This is a genomic window from Pseudomonas sp. GW821-FHT07E12, assembly GCF_058986605.1.
This window is the reverse complement of record NZ_JBYSVX010000022.1, coordinates 1-19,128: the sequence shown is the minus strand read 5'-3', so window position 1 is coordinate 19,128 and position 19,128 is coordinate 1. Positions and strand designations below refer to the sequence as shown.

General features: G+C 67.2%; 16 protein-coding genes. 9 read left to right on the top strand and 7 right to left on the bottom strand.

Annotated elements, in window-relative coordinates; genetic code table 11:
• Window positions 1-2: 2 nt before the first annotated feature.
• Complete coding sequence (locus tag AC3WJE_RS13130; protein WP_493731252.1) at window positions 3-908, bottom strand: SDR family oxidoreductase; 906 nt, start codon at window positions 906-908, stop codon at window positions 3-5.
• Window positions 909-1,225: 317 nt separating this feature from the next.
• Here AC3WJE_RS13130 and AC3WJE_RS13125 point away from each other — a divergent pair, with 317 nt between their 5' ends.
• The 7 genes from AC3WJE_RS13125 to AC3WJE_RS13095 all read left to right on the top strand — a co-directional run bounded on the left by AC3WJE_RS13125 (window position 1,226) and on the right by AC3WJE_RS13095 (window position 7,922).
• Window positions 1,226-4,054 (top strand): monovalent cation/H+ antiporter subunit A, encoded by a 2,829-nt coding sequence (locus AC3WJE_RS13125; protein WP_493731251.1) that lies wholly within the window; start codon window positions 1,226-1,228, stop codon window positions 4,052-4,054.
• 121 nt (window positions 4,055-4,175) lie between these two features.
• Window positions 4,176-4,559 carry a Na+/H+ antiporter subunit C gene (locus tag AC3WJE_RS13120; protein WP_493731250.1) on the top strand — a complete coding sequence of 128 codons (384 nt, stop codon included), beginning with the start codon at window positions 4,176-4,178 and terminating at the stop codon, window positions 4,557-4,559.
• Window positions 4,556-6,100: a monovalent cation/H+ antiporter subunit D gene (locus AC3WJE_RS13115; RefSeq protein WP_493731249.1), complete on the top strand. Its 1,545-nt coding sequence runs from the start codon at window positions 4,556-4,558 to the stop codon at window positions 6,098-6,100. The genes AC3WJE_RS13120 and AC3WJE_RS13115 overlap by 4 nt, the downstream gene beginning before the upstream one ends.
• A complete protein-coding gene (locus AC3WJE_RS13110) occupies window positions 6,097-6,606 on the top strand; it encodes a Na+/H+ antiporter subunit E (protein ID WP_493731248.1) in 510 nt (169 codons plus the stop codon). Before AC3WJE_RS13115 ends, AC3WJE_RS13110 begins: the two co-directional genes overlap by 4 nt.
• Window positions 6,603-6,887 (top strand): K+/H+ antiporter subunit F, encoded by a 285-nt coding sequence (locus AC3WJE_RS13105; protein ID WP_493731247.1) that lies wholly within the window; start codon window positions 6,603-6,605, stop codon window positions 6,885-6,887. The genes AC3WJE_RS13110 and AC3WJE_RS13105 overlap by 4 nt, the downstream gene beginning before the upstream one ends.
• Window positions 6,884-7,246, top strand: a complete 363-nt coding sequence (locus AC3WJE_RS13100; RefSeq protein ID WP_493731246.1) for a Na+/H+ antiporter subunit G — start codon at window positions 6,884-6,886, stop codon at window positions 7,244-7,246. Before AC3WJE_RS13105 ends, AC3WJE_RS13100 begins: the two co-directional genes overlap by 4 nt.
• A gap of 133 nt (window positions 7,247-7,379) precedes the next feature.
• Window positions 7,380-7,922, top strand: a complete 543-nt coding sequence (locus tag AC3WJE_RS13095; protein ID WP_493731245.1) for a hypothetical protein — start codon at window positions 7,380-7,382, stop codon at window positions 7,920-7,922.
• Window positions 7,923-8,058: 136 nt separating this feature from the next.
• Here the strand turns inward: AC3WJE_RS13095 and hmgA are convergent, their stop codons facing one another.
• The 3 genes from hmgA to hppD all read right to left on the bottom strand — a co-directional run bounded on the left by hmgA (window position 8,059) and on the right by hppD (window position 11,095).
• The gene (gene hmgA / locus AC3WJE_RS13090; protein ID WP_493731299.1) at window positions 8,059-9,336 is read right to left on the bottom strand and encodes a homogentisate 1,2-dioxygenase; all 1,278 of its coding nucleotides are present in this window, start codon (window positions 9,334-9,336) and stop codon (window positions 8,059-8,061) included.
• Between the two features lie 177 nt (window positions 9,337-9,513).
• On the bottom strand, window positions 9,514-9,999 hold the full coding sequence (locus AC3WJE_RS13085) for a hypothetical protein (RefSeq protein WP_493731244.1): 486 nt from the start codon (window positions 9,997-9,999) through the stop codon (window positions 9,514-9,516).
• Window positions 10,000-10,024: 25 nt separating this feature from the next.
• Window positions 10,025-11,095, bottom strand: coding sequence for a 4-hydroxyphenylpyruvate dioxygenase (gene hppD, locus AC3WJE_RS13080; protein ID WP_493731298.1), 1,071 nt, complete (start codon window positions 11,093-11,095; stop codon window positions 10,025-10,027).
• 166 nt (window positions 11,096-11,261) lie between these two features.
• Between hppD and AC3WJE_RS13075 the strand changes: the two genes are divergently transcribed.
• Window positions 11,262-11,750 carry a MarR family winged helix-turn-helix transcriptional regulator gene (locus tag AC3WJE_RS13075; protein ID WP_493731243.1) on the top strand — a complete coding sequence of 163 codons (489 nt, stop codon included), beginning with the start codon at window positions 11,262-11,264 and terminating at the stop codon, window positions 11,748-11,750.
• A gap of 192 nt (window positions 11,751-11,942) precedes the next feature.
• On the opposite strand, the gene AC3WJE_RS13070 is transcribed toward AC3WJE_RS13075, so the two are convergent.
• The 3 genes from AC3WJE_RS13070 to AC3WJE_RS13060 form a co-directional block, all read right to left on the bottom strand.
• Window positions 11,943-12,530, bottom strand: coding sequence for a thioredoxin family protein (locus AC3WJE_RS13070; protein ID WP_493731242.1), 588 nt, complete (start codon window positions 12,528-12,530; stop codon window positions 11,943-11,945).
• Window positions 12,531-12,541: 11 nt separating this feature from the next.
• Window positions 12,542-14,056, bottom strand: a complete 1,515-nt coding sequence (locus tag AC3WJE_RS13065; protein WP_493731241.1) for a peptide MFS transporter — start codon at window positions 14,054-14,056, stop codon at window positions 12,542-12,544.
• A gap of 212 nt (window positions 14,057-14,268) precedes the next feature.
• Entirely contained in the window at window positions 14,269-15,141 is an 873-nt protein-coding gene (locus AC3WJE_RS13060; protein WP_493731240.1) for a tryptophan 2,3-dioxygenase, read from the bottom strand.
• Between the two features lie 168 nt (window positions 15,142-15,309).
• Here AC3WJE_RS13060 and AC3WJE_RS13055 point away from each other — a divergent pair, with 168 nt between their 5' ends.
• Window positions 15,310-18,882, top strand: coding sequence for a Calx-beta domain-containing protein (locus tag AC3WJE_RS13055; protein WP_493731239.1), 3,573 nt, complete (start codon window positions 15,310-15,312; stop codon window positions 18,880-18,882).
• Window positions 18,883-19,128 lie beyond the last annotated feature (246 nt).

Below are 19,128 nucleotides of genomic sequence, written 5' to 3'. Positions count from 1 at the left end.
GATCACAGGCACAACTCGTCGGTTCGTGGACTGAAGGCGCGCGGCGCATAGCCGAAGTCGCGCCGCGCCGGCTCCAGGTCGAACACCAGGTCTTCGCGCATCCGCTGCAACGCGGCGGCGTTCATGCCGTGCAGCCGGCCCAGCGCATGGGCGCCGTGCAAGGCGGCAGCGAACATCCAACCCGGCACGCGCCATAACCGCGCCGGCTGCGGCAGTGCCTCCAGCACGCGCTGGACCATGTCTTCGTAGCTCAGCACCTCACCGCCGCCCAGCGCGTAGCTGCGAGCGTGGGTTGCCGGCTGCGTCAGCACCGCCAGCGCGGCGTCGGCCAGATCTTCGACATGCACCGGCTGGCGTCGCCCGCTGGCGCCGGCCGGCAGCACGAAATGTCCGCTGCGCTGCGCCATCGCCGCGATCCGGCTCAAGGTCAGGTCGCGCCCGGCGCCGTAGACCAGCGTCGGCCGCAGCACCGTCGCCGCCGCGCCACGCGCCTGCGCGGTGGCGAACAAGCGTTGTTCGGCCTCGGCCAGGCGTCGGGCCAGATCGCGCTCGTAGGCGTCGCCGGAGGCCTGCTTGACCTGCAGGCTGGTCGAGCCGAACGCGACGATGCGCGCGGCCTGCATGTCGGTATCGGCGTACCAGCGCGCGAAGTGATCGAGCGGGCCGCAGCTGAAGATCGCCGCGAACGGGCCCGGTGGCGGTGGCGTGGAGAGATCGCCGAGATGCCAGCTCACTCCAGGCCGCGGCGCGCGCGCCTGCCGTGATACCGCGACCACGTCCCAGCCCCGCGCGGCCAATCGCCGCAGCACGCGCTCGCCGATCTGGCCACTGGCGCCGAACACCAGCGCGCGGCGAAGCGCTGCGTCCGGCTGGGTGGTGGCGATCGGAGATGGGATGATTTCGCTCATCCGGCAAGGATACCGGTCTGTGTGCGTGGGCTATTCCGCAATCTGATCGGCACCGCGTGTCGCTCGCCTTCAGTCGTCGTCCCCGCGCAGGCGGGGATCCAGTGACTTGAAGCTTGCGAGAGAGTAAGTCGCTGGGTCCCCGCCTGCGCGGGGACGACGATCTGTTTGACCAACAACGGATACCTTATGCATCGACAGGCAGCCCAGCGCGCGCCCGTTCGCCATGCGAATCCAAACAACATGTTCATGTTGTGCGCCGGCAACGTGAACGCGTTTGTTAGACTCGGACATCTGCTCGCGAATCCCGGATTCCCTGCATGATCCCGCTCCTCGACCTCCTACTGGCGCTGCCGTTCCTGATGGCCGCCGCCGTGGCCATGCTGCCCCGCGTCTCCCGTGCCACCTCCGCGTGGCTGGCGGGCAGTGCGCCGTTGCTCGGGCTGGCGTTGCTCGGCGTGATGACACCGGCGGTGCTGGCCGGCCAGGTGCCGCGCGTCAGTCACGCGTGGCTGTCGCAGATCGGGCTGGACTTCACGCTGCGCCTGGACGGGCTGGCCTGGATGTTCGCGCTGCTGGTGCTGGCAATCGGCGCGCTGGTGGTGATGTACGCGCGCTACTACCTCAGCGAGCGCGACAGCGTGCCGCGCTTCTATGCCTATCTGCTGCTGTTCATGGGCGCGATGCTGGGCATGGTGCTGTCGGGCAACCTGCTGTTGCTGGTGGTGTTCTGGGAGCTGACCAGCATCAGCTCGTTCCTGTTGATCGGTTTCTGGTCGCATCGCCAGGACGCGCGCGAAGGTGCGCGCATGGCGCTGGTGATCACCGGTGGTGGTGGACTGGCGCTGCTCGGCGGCGTGCTGCTGATCGGGCGGATCGTCGGCAGCTACGATCTGGATGCGGTGCTGGCCGCGGGCGAGGTGATCCGCGCCAGCCCGTTGTATCCGTACGCGCTGTTGCTGGTGCTGGGCGGTGTATTCACCAAGAGCGCGCAGTTCCCGTTCCAGTTCTGGCTGCCGCACGCGATGGCGGCGCCGACGCCGGTGTCGGCCTACCTGCACTCGGCGACGATGGTGAAGGCTGGCGTGTTCCTGCTGGCGCGGCTGCATCCGGTACTGGCCGGCAGCGAACTGTTCTTCTACGTGGTGACCACGGTCGGCGCGGTGACGCTGGTGATCGGCGCGTGGTATGCGATCTTCCAGCATGATCTGAAGGGCGTATTGGCGTATTCGACGATCTCGCACCTGGGCCTGATCACGATGCTGTTCGGGCTGTCCACGCCGTTGGCGGTGGTGGCCGGCGTGTTCCACATCCTCAACCACGCGGTGTTCAAGGCCTCGCTGTTCATGGCCGCCGGCATCATCGACCACGAGACCGGCACCCGCGACATGCGCCGGCTCGGCAACCTGCGCCGGCTGATGCCGGTCACCAGCGCGCTGGCGATCATCGCCTCGCTGGCGATGGCGGGCATCCCGCTGCTCAACGGTTTCCTGTCCAAGGAAATGTTCTTCGCGGTCGCGCTGGAAACGCACGCGCCGCTGCCGATGCGGGTGTTCGCCAGCGCCGCCGCATTGCTGGCCGCGGTGCTCGGCGTCGCCTACAGCCTGCGCTTCGTGCACGAGACGTTCTTCGGCGATGGCCCGCGCGATCTCGACGTGGTCCCGCACGAGCCGCCGCGCTGGATGAAGATCCCGGTCGAAGTGCTGGTGCTGGTGTGCGTGGCGGTCGGCGTGGTGCCGGCACTGACCATCGCGCCGGTGTTGCGTGCCGGCGCCGGTGCGATCCTCGGCAACGCCCTGCCCGACTACAGCCTGGCGGTCTGGCACGGCCTGAACTGGCCACTGGCGATGAGTGCGCTCGGCGTGGTCGGTGGCGTGGCGCTGTACGCGCTGTTGCGACGCGTGCTGGATCTGCACGCGGTGGAATCGCGTTCGCAGGGTCGCTCGCTGTTCGACTGGCAACTGCGTTCATTGTTCGGACTGGCCTCGCGCTTCACCGATGGCCTCGCCAACGGCAGCCTGCAACGCATGCTGATGCTGCTGGTACTGACGGCGGTGCTGGTGGCGGCGATGCCGTTCCTCGAAGGTGGCTCGTTGCCCGTCTGGGGCGCTCCGCAACCGATGCCGCTGCTGGGCTGGGCGCTATGGTTGCTGATGAGCGTCTGCGCACTGGCCAGCCTGTTCCTGTATCGGCAGCGCCTGCTGGCGGTGCTGGTGCTGGGGGGCACCGGGTTGGCGGTGAGCCTGACTTTCGTGTTCCTGTCGGCGCCGGATCTGGCACTGACCCAGTTGCTGGTGGAGATGGTGACGCTGGTGCTGATGTTGCTGGCGATGAACTACCTGCCGGAGTTCTCGCGCCCCGAGCGCGGCCGTCTGCGCCGCTGGCGCGATGCGGCGCTCGCGATCGTGGCCGGCACCGGCCTCGCCGCGCTGGCCTACACGCTGATGACCCGCCCCGGCGACACCATGGCCGGCGAGATGCTGGCGCGCGCACTGCCGGAAGCCTATGGGCGCAACGTGGTCAACGTGATCCTGGTGGACTTCCGCGGCTTCGATACCTTCGGCGAGATCTGCGTGTTCGCGATCGCCGGACTGGTGGTGCACGCGCTGCTGCGGCGCTCGCGGATGGCGCCGGAACGGGCGATGCCGGGCGGGCCGATCAAGCTGCCGGTGCCGGCCGATCTGGCGCAGATCCTGTTCCCGCTGACGCTGACCGTGTCGCTGTTCCTGTTCCTGCGTGGCCACAACGCGCCCGGCGGCGGCTTCATCGCCGGACTGGTGCTGGCGGTGCCGCTGCTGATGCAGTACGTGATCCAGGGCACTGCTTCGGTGGAATCGCGCTTTGGCTTCGACTACATCCGCCTGGTCGGCGTCGGCCTGCTGGTCGCACTGATCAGCGGCGCGGCCTCGATGCTGTTCGGCGTGCCGTTCCTGACCAGCGGCCACGCCGTACTGCACCTGCCGCTGATCGGCGAGATCGAACTGGCCAGCGCGATGGGCTTCGACACCGGCGTGTATCTGGTGGTGTTCGGCTCGGCGATGCTGATGCTGTCGATGCTGGGCACGATCAAGCCTTCACGTACACGTGACTCGCTGCGTGGCGCGGTTGATCCGGCGCAGCGTTCTGCGCGGACGGGGGAGGTGCATTGATGTACCGCCCCACCCATGATCTGGCAGCCGTCGTCCCCGCGCAGGCGGGGACGACGATGGAGATGGCGCAGCGACGTCGCGATAGCGGCACGGCCCATCCCGCAAACGGAGCAACCGCCTGATGGAACTGGCCCTGGCAAGCGCCATCGGCGTGCTGACCGCGATCGGCATTTACCTATTGCTGCGCGCGCGCAGCTTCGACGTGATCCTCGGGCTCACGTTCCTGTCCTATGCCACCAACCTGCTGATCTTCGCCGGTGGCCGTCTGCGCGCGGGCCAGCCACCGGTGCTGCGTGATGGCATCGCGCCGACCCTGGCCGAACACACCGATCCATTGCCACAGGCATTGGTGCTGACCGCGATCGTGATCGCCTTCGCGATGACCGCGATCAGCCTGGTGCTGGCGATGCGCAGCCGCGCTGACAACCGCAGCGACCACGTCGATGCGCACGAGGACGATGCCGACATCGCCACATCGGCCGACGAAACGGAGGCGCGCGAGTGAGCCACCTTGCAATCCTGCCGATCCTGATCCCGATGCTCGGCGCGGCGATGTCGCTGTTCGTCGAGCATCGCCGCTACGGTCGCCACGTGCGCCGCGCGGTCGCCTGGACCTCGTTGGTCGCGCTGCTGGCCGCGGTGCTGGCGCTGTTCGCGCGTACGGCCGACGGGCAGGTGCAGGTCTATCTGCTCGGCGACTGGCCTTCGCGGCTGGGCATCGTGCTGATGGCCGACCGGCTCTCGGCGTGGATGCTGCTGACCACCTCGTTGCTGGCGGTGGCCTGCCTGCTGCACGCCTGCGCCGGCTGGGACCGGCGCGCCCCGCACTTCCACGCGCTGTTCCAGTTCCAGTTGATGGGCCTCAACGGCGCGTTCCTGACCGGCGACATCTTCAACCTGTTCGTGTTCTTCGAGGTGATGCTGATCGCCTCCTACGGCCTGCTGCTGTCGGGTGGGCGCGGGCTGCGGCTGCGCATCGGCCTGCATTACGTGGTGTTCAACGTCGCTGCCTCGACCCTGTTTCTGGTCGCGCTCGGGCTGCTGTACGGGCTGCTTGGCACGCTCAACATGGCCGAGCTGTCGCAGCGCATCGCGCAGGTGCCGGCGCAGGACGTACCGCTGCTGAAGGCGACCATGGGCCTGCTGTTGCTGGTGTTCTGCAGCAAGGCCGCGCTGCTGCCGTTGTACCTGTGGTTGCCGGAAACCTACTCGCGCGCGCCGGCCTCGATCGCCGCGCTGTTCGCGATCATGACCAAGGTCGGGCTGTACGCGGTGCTGCGGGTGTCCTCGCTGTGGTTCGGCGCGCAGGCCGGGGCGATGGCCGGGTTCGGCCACACCGCGCTGCTGTGGACCGGGCTGGGCACCTTGCTGCTGGCCGGGCTCGGGGTGATGGCCGCCACCCGCCTGCGCGTGCTGGTGTCGTACCTGGTGATCTTCTCGGCCGCGACGCTGTTCGTCGCGTTCTCGATCGACGATACCGGCGCGGTCGGTGCCGGCCTGTACTACCTGCCGCACAGCACCTTCGTCGCTGCTGCGTTGTTCATGGTCTCCGACCTGATCCGTCGCCGCCGCGGCAGCGCGTCGGACCGCAAGGAAGTGGTCGCGCCGCTGCCGGGCCGCGGCTTGCCGGGCGCGATGTTCCTGATCGCCGCGGTTGCGGTGGCCGGGCTGCCGCCACTGTCCGGCTTCCTGGCCAAGGCCGCGCTGCTGCAACACATACCGGACGCGCTGGTGCTGCCGGTGTGGGGCGCGGTGCTGGTCGGCAGCCTGCTGGTGCTGATCGGCCTGTCGCGCGCCGGCGTGCGCCTGTTCTGGCGCGTACCCGCCGCAGCCGAGGACGAGCCTGCGCGCGCGCCTGCACGCCGCGCGCGCATGCGCCCGATCGAGACCGCCGCCACCGTGCTGCTGCTCGGCTACGTGCTGACGATGACCTTCGCCGCCGGCCCGCTGATGCAGTGGGCCGACGATGCCGCCGAGCAGTTGCGCGACCCGGCCGGCTACCTGCAGCAAGTACGCGGCAGCGTGCCGGAACTGAGGCAGCCATGAGCCATACCCGCAAACCACTGCTGCGCCGCCTGTTTCCCTCGCTGCCGCTGAGCGCGACGGTATTCGTGTTCTGGATGCTGCTCAGCGACAGCCTGGGCATCGGCGCGGCGGTGATGGGCGCGCTGCTCGGGCTGGTGATTCCGCTGGCGGCGGCGCGACTGGACCGCGAGTTCGCGCGGATCGGCTCGCTGCGCTCGATCCCGAAGATGCTGTGCGTGGCGCTCTGGGACATCGTGATGTCCAACCTCAAGGTCGCGCGCCAGGTGCTGGGGCCGGAATCGCGGCTGCGCCCCGGCTTCATCTGGATCCCGCTGGAAATCGGCAACATCCACGGCATCACCGCGCTGACCAGCATGATCACGCTGACGCCGGGCACGGTATCGGTGGCGTTGTCGGATGACCGCAAATACCTGCTGGTGCACGTGCTGCACCTGGACGATCCGGACACGCTGATCGCCGAGATCAAGACCCGCTACGAGAAACCGTTGATGGAGATCTTCCCATGACCGGCTACATCTTCATCGAGACCACGATCGTCGTGTGCATGCACGCGATCGGCGTGGCGATCCTGCTGGCGCTGTGGCGGCTGCTGCGCGGACCGACCGTGCCCGATCGGATCCTCGCGCTGGACACGCTCTCGGTCACCGCGATCGCCGAGCTGATGCTGCTCGGCATGCACCTGGATTCACCGATCTACTTCGAGGCCGCGCTGGTGATCGCGATGCTCGGCTTCGTCAGCACCGTGGTGCTGAGCAAGTACGTGCTGCGCCGGGATATCGTCGAATGATCGCGTTGATCGAATACGTGCTGGGCGGGCTGCTGATCATCGGCACGTTCTTCATCGTGCTCGGCGCGTTCGGGCTGGTGAAGCTGTCGGACTTCTTCAAGCGCCTGCATGCCCCGACCATGGCCAGCACGCTCGGCGTGGGCTGCGTGCTGCTCGGCTCGGTCGGCTACCACCTGTTCCTCGGCGAAGACCCGCAGCCACGCGAACTGCTGATCACCGCGTTCCTGTTCATCACCGCGCCGATCAGCGCGCACCTGATGGCCAAGGCGGCGCTGTCGTTGATGCTGGAACAGCGGCCGCAGCCGCCGATCAGCGAGCACGAGGACACGCCAACCACGCCGCCTACGCAGGAACCCTGACGGGCGAAGCGTTGCAGGCGGATATGGACTCGCCAGATCGTCCACCACGCCGGTGCGTTCTGGCGAACCCGCTGTCATCTGCGTTTAACCGGGCGGGCGCAGGCTGAGCGGGCGCACTCGAAGTCCTTCTCCCATGCATCCCCGCAAGACAGAGCTCGCCCACCGTGCGCTCGCCTCGCACCGTACGGCGCTGGACCTGCGCCAGCGGCGCACGCTGATCCTGTGCGACGGGCATCGCAGCATTGCCGAGCTGGCACAGTTGCTGGGGCCGGATGCGCCGGCGCTGGTGCATCGACTGCAAGAGCTGGGCTACCTGGAGGGCGATACCGCTCCGAACCGTGAACGCCCCTCCGCGCCCGTCACTACCGCACCGGCGCCGACCGCTATCGCTCCAACTCCGGCGCGACGACGCTCGCTCAGCGCCGCACGCATCTACGTGCAGGACATGCTGGAGCTGCAACGCAACGAAGTCGCCCAGTCACTGCGTCGCCGCCTGCTGATGGCGCATGACGAAGACGCGATCATCACCGCGCTGATGGAAGCGCTGACCGAGCTGCCGCAGATGACCGCTGCCGGCTACGCGCGCCGCGTGCGCGAGCGGGTCGCCGAGGTGCTGCCGGAGCCGCACCTGCCGGCGCTGGCCGCGCTGGAGACGACCGCCATGACGACGCGTTGACGTCATCGTCCCCAAACACTTTCGTTCGTCGTCCCCGCGTAGGCGGGGATCCAGCGGCTTACCCACGGTGAACCTCAAGGCTCTGGGTCCCCGCCTGCGCGGGGACGACGATCATGGGTTCTTGCCGGGCAGCAGGTTACGGTGCGCGGAAATGTCTGTTCAGACCCGCCCAGCACTGCTGGTAGTCGCCCTGCCGATGCGATGCCTCAAGTGCCTGCCGGGTCGGGCGCAACACGGCGCGGGTCTCGAACATGAAAGCCATCGTATCGGCGATCACGTCGGGTTTCGACACGTCCGCATTCGAGGCCTTCTCGAACGTCGCCGCATCCGGGCCATGCCCGCTCATGCAGTTGTGCAGCGACACCCCGCCCGGCACGAAGCCCTCGGCCTTGGCGTCGTAAGCACCGTGCACCAGCCCCATGAACTCGCTGGCGACGTTGCGATGGAACCACGGCGGCCGGAACGTGTGCTGCGCCACCAGCCAGCGCGGCGGGAAGATCGCGAAATCCATGTTGGCCGTACCGGGAATCTCGCTCGGCGAGGTCAGCACGGTGAAGATGCTCGGGTCCGGGTGATCGAAACTGATCGAACCGATCGCATTGAAGCGACGCAGGTCGTAGCGGTACGGCGCGTAATTGCCGTGCCAGGCGACCACGTCCAACGGCGAATGATCGATGTCGGCGCGCCACAGGTGACCGTCGAACTTGGCGACCAGCTCGAAGCGGCCCTCGATGTTCTCGTAGGCCGCGAGCGGCGTTTCGAAATCACGCGGATTGGCCAGTCCGTTGGCGCCGATCGGCCCGAGATCGGGCAACCTCAGCAGCCCGCCGAAGTTCTCGCAGATGTAGCCGCGCGAAGGCCCATCCGGCAACGCGACGCGGAAGCGCACGCCGCGCGGGATCACCGCGATCTGCTGCGGCTCAACCTCGATCACGCCCAGCTCGGTGTGCAGCACCAATCGCCCCTGCTGCGGCACGATCAGCAGTTCGCCATCAGCATCGTAGAAATAGCGCCCGTGCATCGATGCGTTGGCCGCATACAGATGGATGCCCACGCCGGCATGCGCAGAGGGCGCGCCATTGCCGGCGACCGTGTACAGGCCATCGACGAAGTCGGTCGGCGCATCCGGGATCGGCAACGGGCCCCAGCGCAGTTGGTCCGGCGACACCGGGCCGCCATCGCCAAAGCCGTTGTGGAAGCGCGGCTGCTCGAACGGCGAGAACGTGCCGTGCACGGCGGCCGGGCGAATGCGATACAGCCAGCTGCGACGGTTGTGCCCACGCGGCGCGGTGAACGCGGTGCCCGACAGCTGCTCGGCATACAGCCCGTGCGCCACCCGCTGCGGCGAGTTCTGTCCGATCGGCAACGCCCCGGGCACGGCCTCGCTGGCGAATTCGTTGCCGAAGCCGGTCATGTAACCGCACGGACGCTGGCGCAGACCATCGGTGCCGGGCACCGGGGTGGCGTTGTCGATGTCGTTGGCTGCGGTATTCATACGGCTCCCTGGCATGTTGGACGCCGCGCCGGCAACGGCGGCGGCGGGACACAATCGGGCGGGCGGCAGATCAATCGCGCGGTGTGAATCCGGGGATCACGTCAGCCTGCGCTCGGTCGCGCGTTCGATGGTAAGCGCCATCCCGGTCGCGATTTCCAATACCCGCGGCGCATCTGCACGCATGACCAGAATGGCGTTCATGTCGTCGGTGAAGTATTCGCCGATCAGCAGCAGCTCGTAGCTGCCATGCTCACCGGCGCGCTGCAGCAGGCGCTGATCCAGCCATGCGAAATACTCGTCCGGCGTGAACCAGTTGCCGTCTTCGTGCTCCGGATAGCCGGGCAACGGCTCGCCGAAGAACTCGCTGAGCTGCTCATGCACATCGTCGATCTTGTCGGCCGAGGCGATGAAGTCGTTGAGCTTGAAGGTGATCGCGGTCTGCAACTGCACTTCAGGCGGCGCATCCTCCATCCACTCGAGATCCGGATCTTCCGGCGCGCCTTCGATCTCGGCCACGCGCGATGCCAGTTCCTCGGGCTTGAGTTCCCGGCAAGTCAACAGATCGGTGAGTTCCTTGAGCATGGCGATACCTGACGAAGGGAGGTCGCTATAGTACGCCGCGCTTGATCTGGTCACGCTCGATGCTCTCGAACAGCGCCTGGAAATTGCCCTCGCCGAACCCCTCGTTGCCCTTGCGCTGGATGATCTCGAAGAAGATCGGGCCGACGCAGTTCTGGGTGAAGATCTGCAGCAGCTTGCGGCGCTTGGTATCCGGGTCGGCGTCGATCAGGATCTTGTTGCGACGCAGCCGCGCCACGTCCTCGCCGTGTTCGGGGATGCGCATGTCGATCACGTCGAAGTAGGTGTCGGGCGTATCGAGGAACTGCACGCCCGCCGCACGCATCTTCTCCACCGTCGTGTAGATGTCGTCGGTGAAGCAGGCGATGTGCTGGATGCCTTCGCCATGGTAGGCGTCCAGGTATTCGTTGATCTGGCTCCTGGGGTCGGAGGACTCGTTGAGCGGGATGCGCACGATGCCGTCCGGCGCGGTCATCGCCTTGGACACCAGCCCGGTCTTGGCGCCCTTGATGTCGAAGTAGCGGATCTCGCGGAAGTTGAACAGACGCTCGTAGTAATCCGACCACTTCTGCATGTTGCCGAAGTAGAGGTTGTGGGTCAGGTGGTCGATGAAGGTCAGCCCGAAGCCGGCCGGGTGCTGCCCGGCGCCAGCGATCGGCTCGAACGCGTCGTCGTAGACGCTGCCGGCCTCGCCGTAGCGATCGACCAGGTACAGCATGCAGTCGCCGATGCCCTTGACCACCGGCGCGGCGACCGCGCGGGTGTCGGCCTTGTGCGTCACCGCCTCGCCGCCATTGCCGAGCACGGTGTCGAGCACTTCGTCTGCCGGATGCCGGAAGCGGATCGCGAAGCCGCAGGCGCACGGGCCATGCTGGGCCGCGAAATCGGCCGCGAACGAATCCGGGTCCTCGTTGACCAGGAAGTTGACCCCGCCCTGCCGGTACAGCGTGATCGGGCGCTGCTTGTGCTTCATCACCGCGCTGAAACCCAGCGTGCGGAAGTGCCTGTGCAGCAGCTCGCCCTGCCCGGCCGGTGCGGCGAATTCGACGAACTCGAAGCCGTCGATCCCCATCGGGTTCTCGAACGTGGTCACGTGCATGCCCGGATCGGGGCGAAAATCGGCGATGCTGGTTTGCGCGCTCATGATTGTTTTCTCCTCTTCCAGGCCACCAGGGCTATGCGAGGCGGCAGAAGACCCGCGAGAATGCGCAGGCCACGTGCCCTTTGTAGTTTCAAATGAAACCACCATCAAGACGCAGCGCAGCATGAGCGAATCCGACCACCCAAGCCTCAGCCACCATCCCGTCCTGATCAACCTGGAACAGTTCCTGCCGTTCCGGATCAGCGTGCTGTCCAATCGAGTCAGCGCCAACATCGCCAAGATCTACGGTGATCGTTACGGCATTGCGATTCCCGAGTGGCGGGTCATCACGATCCTGGCCCTGTATCCGGGTTCGTCGGCAAGCGAGGTGTCCGATCGCAGCGCGATGGACAAGGTGGCGGTGAGCCGGGCGGTGGCGCGGTTGCTGGAGCGCGGCTTCATCCGCCGCGAGACCCACGGCGACGACCGACGCCGCTCGATGCTGGCGCTGTCCTCGGCCGGCAGGCAGGTCTACGAGACCGTCGCGCCGCTGGTCAACGAGATGGAAGGCCGGCTGATGTCGACACTGTCCGAAGAGGAGCGCCGCGTGCTGGAGAGCCTGATCGACCGGCTGGCCAAGGACGGCCTGCCGCGGATGGGGCAGAAGGGCTGACGATTCGCCTTTGTTCGCCTTCGTAGGAGCGGCTCTGGGTGGCCTAGGGCCATCAGCCGCGATGGGGCTTTCCCCTTTGAAATCCCCGCACTATGGATGTGCGGGCTTTTGCGGAGGGATCTGCGTGACAGCCCCATCGCGGCTGATGGCCCTAGGCCACCCAGAGCCGCTCCTACGAACGGCCCCCGCGCCTCACACCTTTGGCGGCGCCCATTGCTTGAGGAAGTCGAAGAACTTCTTGCGGTCGTAGCCCTTGCCCTTCTCCAACTCGGCAGTGAACTGCGAGTGCAGCAGCTTGCCGTCGTTGTCGAGCACGAACAGGTGCGGGTAGCCCTGGATCTGCGGGTACTGCGACAGGAACGCGGTGTTCTCGTTCTCGTCGCTGAAGTTGACCTTCAGCCAGACGTAGTTCTCGTCACGGAAGCTGCGGATCTCCGCGTCGCCGCCAATGAACTCGTCGAGGATGTGGCACCACGAGCACCACTCGCCGCCGACGTCGATCAGGATGCGCTTGCCGCCACGCTTGGCCTCGACCTTGGCGGTCTCCAGGTCGGCGACCGGGTCGCGCGCCGGGTCGAATGAAGCGCTGAGCGCGGCCACGGCGGCAACATCCGCCGCGGCCGGGGTGTTGCCGGAAGCGACCGGCTGGGTCGGATCGGCCGATGGCGGCTTCTGCACCGAGGTGTCGAGCGGCCGCGGCGCCGGTGGTTCGGGAGCCTTGCCGCAGCCAGCCAGCACGGCCGCAAGCAACGCGGCCACCATCATTTTGTTCTTTGCCATCGTGGGGGTCCTCACTTCACGCCATGCATCAGCCTGTTGATCAGCGGGGCGATCAGGAACAGCAACGCGCCGGCGATCAGCAGAGCCCAGAAGCCGAAGGTATACCCGGACAGGGCCGAAGTGACACTCATGCCCTCCTCGCCGCTGACATGGCCGGCGAAGATGCCCGAAAGATTGTTGCCGATGCCGGTGGACAGGAACCAGCCGCCCATGCCGAACCCGACCAGGCGCACCGGCGCCAGCTTGGTCACCATCGACAGGCCGATCGGCGACAGGCACAGCTCGCCCACCGACTGGATGACGTAGACCATGAACAAGGTCCAGAACGGAATCTTGCCGGCGTCGTCCACCAGCGAGGACAGCGCGAACATCAGCAACAGGAATGCCAGGCCGTTGAACAGCAGGCCCAGGCCGAACTTGCGCGGGATCGACGGGTTGGCGCGGCCCATCGCCACCCAGATCCAGGCGATCAGCGGCGCCAGGGTGATGATCGCGATCGAGTTGACCGACTGGAACCACGCGGTCGGGAAGGTCCAGCTGCCGAACGTGCGATTGACGATGTTGTCAGCCAGGAAGGTGAAGGAACTGCCGGCCTGCTCGAAGAACATCCAGAACAGCACGTTGAAGGCGAAGATGATCAGCATCGCGATGGTCTTGTCGCGCGCGACCTTGCCGTTGCGGGCGCCCTCCACCAGCAGCAGCGCGGCCAGGCCGACGAACAGCACGGTCAGGATCAGCTGCAGCACATCGGCGCCGGCGGCCAGCAGCGAATACACCACCGGAACCGCCACCACCATGCCGGCCAGCACCCAGGCAACGCGCGCCAGGCTGGCTCCACCCGGCAGCGGCGCACCGATGCCCTTGAGCTGGGCGCGACCGACCCAGAACCACGCCAGGCAGATCAGCATGCCGATGCCAGAGGCGATGAACACGATCTTGTAGGACGGCATCGCGGCGGTGCCGAACACCTTTTCCGCCAGCAGCTGGGTCAACACCGGCGAGATCATCGCGCCCAGGTTGATGCCCATGTAGAAGATGGTGAATCCGCTGTCGCGACGCGGGTCGGCCACGCCATAGAGCTTGCCGACCATGGTCGAGATGTTCGGCTTGAACAGGCCGTTGCCGACCACCACGGTGGCCAGGCCGATCTCGAACACGGTGTGGTTGGGCACCGCGATCATGAACAGGCCAGCCGCCATCACCACCGCGCCGACCAGGATCGAGCGTTGATAACCGAGCACGCGGTCGGCGATGTAGCCGCCGAAGATCGCCGAGGCATACACCAGCGCCAGGTAGGCGCCATAGGTGCGGCCGGCCGGCGCCTGACCGGCGGCGTCGCCGTCGAAGAACTGCGACACGATGTACAACACCAGCGCCCAGCGGATGCCATAGAAGGCAAAGCGCTCCCAGAACTCGGACATGAACAGCATCCACAGCGGCTTGGGATGGCCGAGGATGGTCTTGAACTCGGGGATCTGCGGCGGCGTGGGGGTAGCGGGGTTCGGCGCGGTGGCGTCGACGCTCATGAAGGGTTCCCTTGCGTATTCAGTGATGACGGGCGGGCCCGGGCGGGGCCGAGGCGACAGGCGAGCATCACCGACGGGTGGTCTTCACGTCAAATTGATGTCAAACGAGACCGTTGCTCGCCATGCTTCATCGTAGGAGCGGCTTCAGCCGCGAGGGGGCTTTCCTGGTAACGCCTCATCGCGGCTGAAGCCGCTCCTACGTGGAGCCGCTCCTACGGGACAGACTCTGGCGGCATGCCGATCGAGGTACGAACCTCGAACAGCTCCGGGAAGAAGGTCAGCTCCAGCGCCTGCCGCAGGAAGCCCACGCCGCTGGAGCCGCCGGTGCCGCGCTTGAATCCGATGATGCGCTGCACCGTGCGCATGTGGCGGAAGCGCCAGAGCTGGAACTGGGTTTCCAGATCGACCAGGTCCTCGGCCAGCGAGTATTCGCGCCAGTAGCGGTCGGTGTTCTCGTAGATGCGCTCGAACACCGGGCGCAGCGCGGGATCGGATACGTGGGCCAGGGTCCAGTCGCGCTGCAGGTGCTCGGCCGGGATCGCGTGGCCCCAGCGCGACAGGTACAGCAGGAATTCGTCGTACAGGCTCGGCGCGTCCAGCGCCGCGCGCAGCCGCGCCTGCCCGGCCGCGTCGTAGTCGAACACCTTGAGCATCTGCGCATTCTTGTTGCCGAGCAGGAATTCGATGTAGCGGTACTGCAGCGACTGGAACCCCGACGCCGGGCCGAGCGTGTCGCGGAATCCCATGTACTCGCTGGGCGTGAGTGTCTCCAGCACCGACCACTGCTCGGTCAGCAACCGCAGCACCTGCTTGCTGCGCGCCAGCACCTTGCGGCATTGCCAGACCTCATCGCGCTGCAGGTGCGTCACCGCCGCGTGCAGCTCGTGCGCCAGCAGCTTCAGCCACAGCTCGGAGGTCTGGTGCTGGATGATGAACAGCATCTCGTCGTGGTGCGGCGGATCGGACAGCGGCTGCTGCGCCGACAGCAACTGGTCCAGCCGCAGGTAGCCGCCGTAGGTCAGCCGACCTTGCAGATCGGTGTGGATGCCGGCTTCCAGTTCACGCAGGTTCTTTTCGACGGACATGGCCGGAACTGCTTTCAGGGGCGGCAAGGGTAGCGCAGGTGGTCGCGGGGCTGTCATGGATGCGTCAGAAAGCCGACGCACAGTGCACAATCCGGTGGGGGCGGTTGGGGGGCCGACTCCGGGCAGGACAGCATTTTTCCTTTTCTTAAGGATTTCTGGGGAATCTATATGAGAGAGACACTGCTTCGAGCAGCGGCGCTCGCGTGCGCATTGGCGTATGCCGGCAGCGGCCAGGCCCAGGTCGTCATCAGCCAGGTATATGGCGGTGGCGGCAACAGCGGGGCCACCTACAAGAGCGATTTCATCGAGCTGCACAACAACAGCGCCAACACGGTCGACCTGACCGGCTGGTCGGTGCAGTACGCCTCCGCCACCGGCAGCAGCTGGGCGGTGACCAGGCTGTCCGGCAGCGTCGCGCCGGGCGCCTACTACCTGGTCAAGCAGGCCGACGGCAGCGGCGGCAGCGTCGATCTGCCGGCCCCGGACGCGACCGGCACCACCGCGATGAGCGGCACCGCCGGCAAGGTCGCGCTGAGCAACGCGTCCACCGCGCTGAGCGGCACCTGCCCGACCGGCAACATCGATTTCGTCGGTTTCGGCAGCACCGCCAACTGCGCCGAAGGCAGCACGCCGACGGCGGCACCGAGCAACACACTGGCGGTGCTGCGCGCCAATGGCGGCTGTACCGACAGCGACAACAACGGCGCCGATTTCGCCACCGGCGCAGCGGCCCCGCGCAACAGCGCCAGCGCGATCCACCTGTGCGACGGCGGCGGTCTGCCGATCCTGACCGTGGCCGATGCCTCGGCCGCCGAGAACGCCGGCTCGCTGGTGCTGCAGGTGGTGCTGAACGAGCCGGCCGGTGCCGGTGGCGTCAGCGTGGCCTACGCCACCGTCGATGGCACCGCCACCGCCGGCAGCGATTACCGGGCCGCATCGGGCACGCTGACGATCGCCGAGGGCGAGAGCAGCGCGACGCTGGCGATCGAGCTGATCGATGACACCCTGGTCGAAGGCAACGAAGTCTTCTACGTCGACTTCAGCGACATCAGCGGCGCCCGCCTGGGCACCACCCGCGCCACCGCGACGATCATCGACGACGACTTCAACCGCATCCCGATCCATGCGATCCAGGGCGCCGATACGCGCTCGCCGTACGAGGGCCAGGTGGTCGCCACCTCGGGCATCGTCACCGGTCGCCGCAGCGCCGGTTTCTTCATGCAGACCCCGGATGCCGAGGCCGACAGCGATCCGGCAACCTCCGAAGGCATCTACGTCTACACCGGCAGCGCGCCGCCGGCCGACGCCGCGGCCGGCAACCGCGTCACCGTGCAGGGCACCGTGGCCGAGTACGTGCCCAGCACCGATCCGACCCAGCCGCCGCTGACCGAACTGGTCGGTCCGCTGAGCGTGGTGGTGCAGTCCACCGGCAACGCGCTGCCGACGGCCGTCGAACTGACCACCACCTTCCCGGATGCCAATGGCAGCTACGACCAGCTCGAACGCCTGGAAGGCATGCGCGTCACCGTTCCCAGCCTGACCGTCAACGCGCCGACCGGCGGCAGCGTCACCGAATCCACCGCGACCGCCAGCAGCACCGGCGTCTTCCACGCCGTGGTGACCGGCCAGCCGCGCGCGTGGCGTGGCCCGGGCGTGCAGCTGCCCGATCCGCTGCCGGCCGGTTCACCTGCCAACGTGCCGCGCTGGAACACCAGCCCGCAGGTGCTCGCGGTCGCCAGCGCCGCCCTGGGCGGGGCGCGCATCGACGTGGCCTCCGGCTGCATCGTCACCGGCGTCACCGGCCCGCTCGATTACGGCTACCGCCGCTACACGATCGATCCGGAAACCGCGCCGCAGGTGGATTGCAGCCGCGTCGGCCCGACTCCGGCACCGGAGCCGTCGAGCGATGACGTCAGCGTCGCCACCTACAACATGGAGCGCTTCTTCGACGATCAGAACGACCCGACGATCGGCGAGCCGGTGCTGAGCAGCGCCGCCTACCAGGGCCGCCTCAACAAGGCCTCGCTGGCGATTCGCGACTATCTGCACCTGCCGGACATCCTCGGCACGGTCGAGATCGAGAACCTGACCGTGCTGCAGCAGGTCGCCGCCAAGGTCAACGCCGACGCGGTCGCCGCCGGCCAGCCCGATCCGCAGTACGCGGCCTACCTGATCGAAGGCAACGACGTCGGCGGCATCGATGTCGGTTTCCTGGTCAAGCAATCCGAGGTCGCGGCCGGCGTGGCGCGGATCGAGGTCAAGTCGATCAGCCAGCAGGGCAAGGACACGACCTGGACCGAGCCCAGCGGCACCGTCAGCCTGCTCAATGACCGTCCGCCGCTGATCCTGGAAGCCATCGCGCACTTCGCCGACGGCCGCCAGCTGCCGCTGACCGCGATCGTGGTCCACCAGCGCTCGCTCAACGGCGCCGAGACCGACGACGCCTCCGGCCAGCGCATCCGCGCCAAGCGCCAGGCCCAGGCGGTATGGCTGGCCAACCTGCTGCAGGCACGCCAGGCCGCCACGCCGGACGAGAAGGTGCTGGTGATGGGCGACTTCAACGCGTTCGAGTTCAACGACGGCTACGCCGACATCATGGGCACGCTCACCGGCCATCCTTCGCCGGACGACGAAACCGTGGTGGCCGGCGACGGCGCGCCCCTGGTCACGCCGGCCTACACCGACCTGACCTGGCTCAACACGCCCGACCAGAGCTACTCCTACACCTACGACGGCAACGTGCAGTCGCTGGATCACATCATCGCCAACCACGCGCTGATGAACGACGCGCAGGTCGCCACGCTGGTGCTGGGCCACGCCCGCGTCAACGCCGATTTCCCGGAGACCGCGCGCAACGACTTCACCACCCCGACCCGCCTGTCCGACCACGATCCGACCCTGGTCCTGCTCAAGCTCAAGCCGGTGCAGCGCGCCAACCTGGGCGTGGCGGTGAACGCGGCCAACGACCCGGTCTACGCCGGCGATACGGTGATCTACACCGTCGACGTCGCCAACCACGGACCGGAAGCGGCCGAAACCGCGGCGGTGGCGTTCGCGATCAACGCGCAGGTCACCCCGACCGTCACCGCCGCGCCGGGCTGGAGCTGCCAGGCCGCGCAAGCGGAAGGTGCCAACACCACCGTCAGCTGCACCATCGCCCAGTTCGCTTCGGGTGCAGCGCAGTCGTTCACCATCAAGGTGCCGAGCAACACAACGATGGTCGGCAGCAGCCTGACCCTGGCCGCGTCGGTGCGCTCCAACACCGAAGATCCGCAGCCGGATGACAACGACGACCAGGCCACGGTCACGTTGCAGGCGCGCCCGGCCGGCAACCTGGCAGTGACCCTGCAAGGCCCGACCACGCTGCCGTTCACCGCACTCAGCGCGCAGTACGCGATCAAGCTGGTCAATCACGGCAACGCGCCTTCGCGTGGCGTCAGCCTGGACGTGGAGGGCAATACCTTGTCGCTGCTGTCCACGCTGGTCGCACCGCGTGGCTGGAGCTGCCAGAAGCAGTTGCAAGGCGGCCCACGTGCGGCGCGTTTCCACTGCACCACAGCGAAGGATCTGGCGGCAGGTGCCTCCGCGGCCTTCACCCTGATCACGCCGGTGCTGCCGGCGCCGGCCAATCGCGTGGTGACGATCCAGGCCAATGCGCACTCGACCTCGGCCGATGCCGATCCGAGTGACGATTCGGCCAGTTGGACCACGCAGATCCAGCTTCCGGGACGCGGGCGCTGAATCAGCGGTAGTTTCCGACCTGGTGTCGGCAAAGGGCGCGGCGAAAGCCGCGCCCTTTTTGTTTGGGTGCAAGCGTGTTGTTTGATGCGGCCGTGCGCCATCGAGGTGGCGAGCCTCTGAGAGCCGTCCTGCGACCCAGCACAGCCGATCTTCTGTGGGAGGGACTCTGGGTGGCCTCGGGCCATCAGTCCCGACGCTTCAGCAGTACCGCCCGTCGGGACTGATGGCCTTTTCTTCTACACATCT

What these genes read in the sequence shown, in the direction of transcription:
- AC3WJE_RS13130 (WP_493731252.1), bottom strand. Translation starts at nt 908, where the DNA reads ATGAGCGAAATCATCCCATCTCCGATCGCCACCACCCAGCCGGACGCA.
- AC3WJE_RS13105 (WP_493731247.1), top strand. Translation starts at nt 6,603, where the DNA reads ATGACCGGCTACATCTTCATCGAGACCACGATCGTCGTGTGCATGCAC.
- AC3WJE_RS13100 (WP_493731246.1), top strand. Translation starts at nt 6,884, where the DNA reads ATGATCGCGTTGATCGAATACGTGCTGGGCGGGCTGCTGATCATCGGC.
- AC3WJE_RS13065 (WP_493731241.1), bottom strand. Translation starts at nt 14,056, where the DNA reads ATGAGCGTCGACGCCACCGCGCCGAACCCCGCTACCCCCACGCCGCCG.
- AC3WJE_RS13085 (WP_493731244.1), bottom strand. Translation starts at nt 9,999, where the DNA reads ATGCTCAAGGAACTCACCGATCTGTTGACTTGCCGGGAACTCAAGCCC.
- AC3WJE_RS13055 (WP_493731239.1), top strand. Translation starts at nt 15,310, where the DNA reads ATGAGAGAGACACTGCTTCGAGCAGCGGCGCTCGCGTGCGCATTGGCG.
- hmgA (WP_493731299.1), bottom strand. Translation starts at nt 9,336, where the DNA reads ATGACCGGCTTCGGCAACGAATTCGCCAGCGAGGCCGTGCCCGGGGCG.
- AC3WJE_RS13095 (WP_493731245.1), top strand. Translation starts at nt 7,380, where the DNA reads ATGCATCCCCGCAAGACAGAGCTCGCCCACCGTGCGCTCGCCTCGCAC.
- AC3WJE_RS13110 (WP_493731248.1), top strand. Translation starts at nt 6,097, where the DNA reads ATGAGCCATACCCGCAAACCACTGCTGCGCCGCCTGTTTCCCTCGCTG.
- AC3WJE_RS13075 (WP_493731243.1), top strand. Translation starts at nt 11,262, where the DNA reads ATGAGCGAATCCGACCACCCAAGCCTCAGCCACCATCCCGTCCTGATC.
- hppD (WP_493731298.1), bottom strand. Translation starts at nt 11,095, where the DNA reads ATGCACGTGACCACGTTCGAGAACCCGATGGGGATCGACGGCTTCGAG.
- AC3WJE_RS13070 (WP_493731242.1), bottom strand. Translation starts at nt 12,530, where the DNA reads ATGGCAAAGAACAAAATGATGGTGGCCGCGTTGCTTGCGGCCGTGCTG.
- AC3WJE_RS13120 (WP_493731250.1), top strand. Translation starts at nt 4,176, where the DNA reads ATGGAACTGGCCCTGGCAAGCGCCATCGGCGTGCTGACCGCGATCGGC.
- AC3WJE_RS13125 (WP_493731251.1), top strand. Translation starts at nt 1,226, where the DNA reads ATGATCCCGCTCCTCGACCTCCTACTGGCGCTGCCGTTCCTGATGGCC.
- AC3WJE_RS13060 (WP_493731240.1), bottom strand. Translation starts at nt 15,141, where the DNA reads ATGTCCGTCGAAAAGAACCTGCGTGAACTGGAAGCCGGCATCCACACC.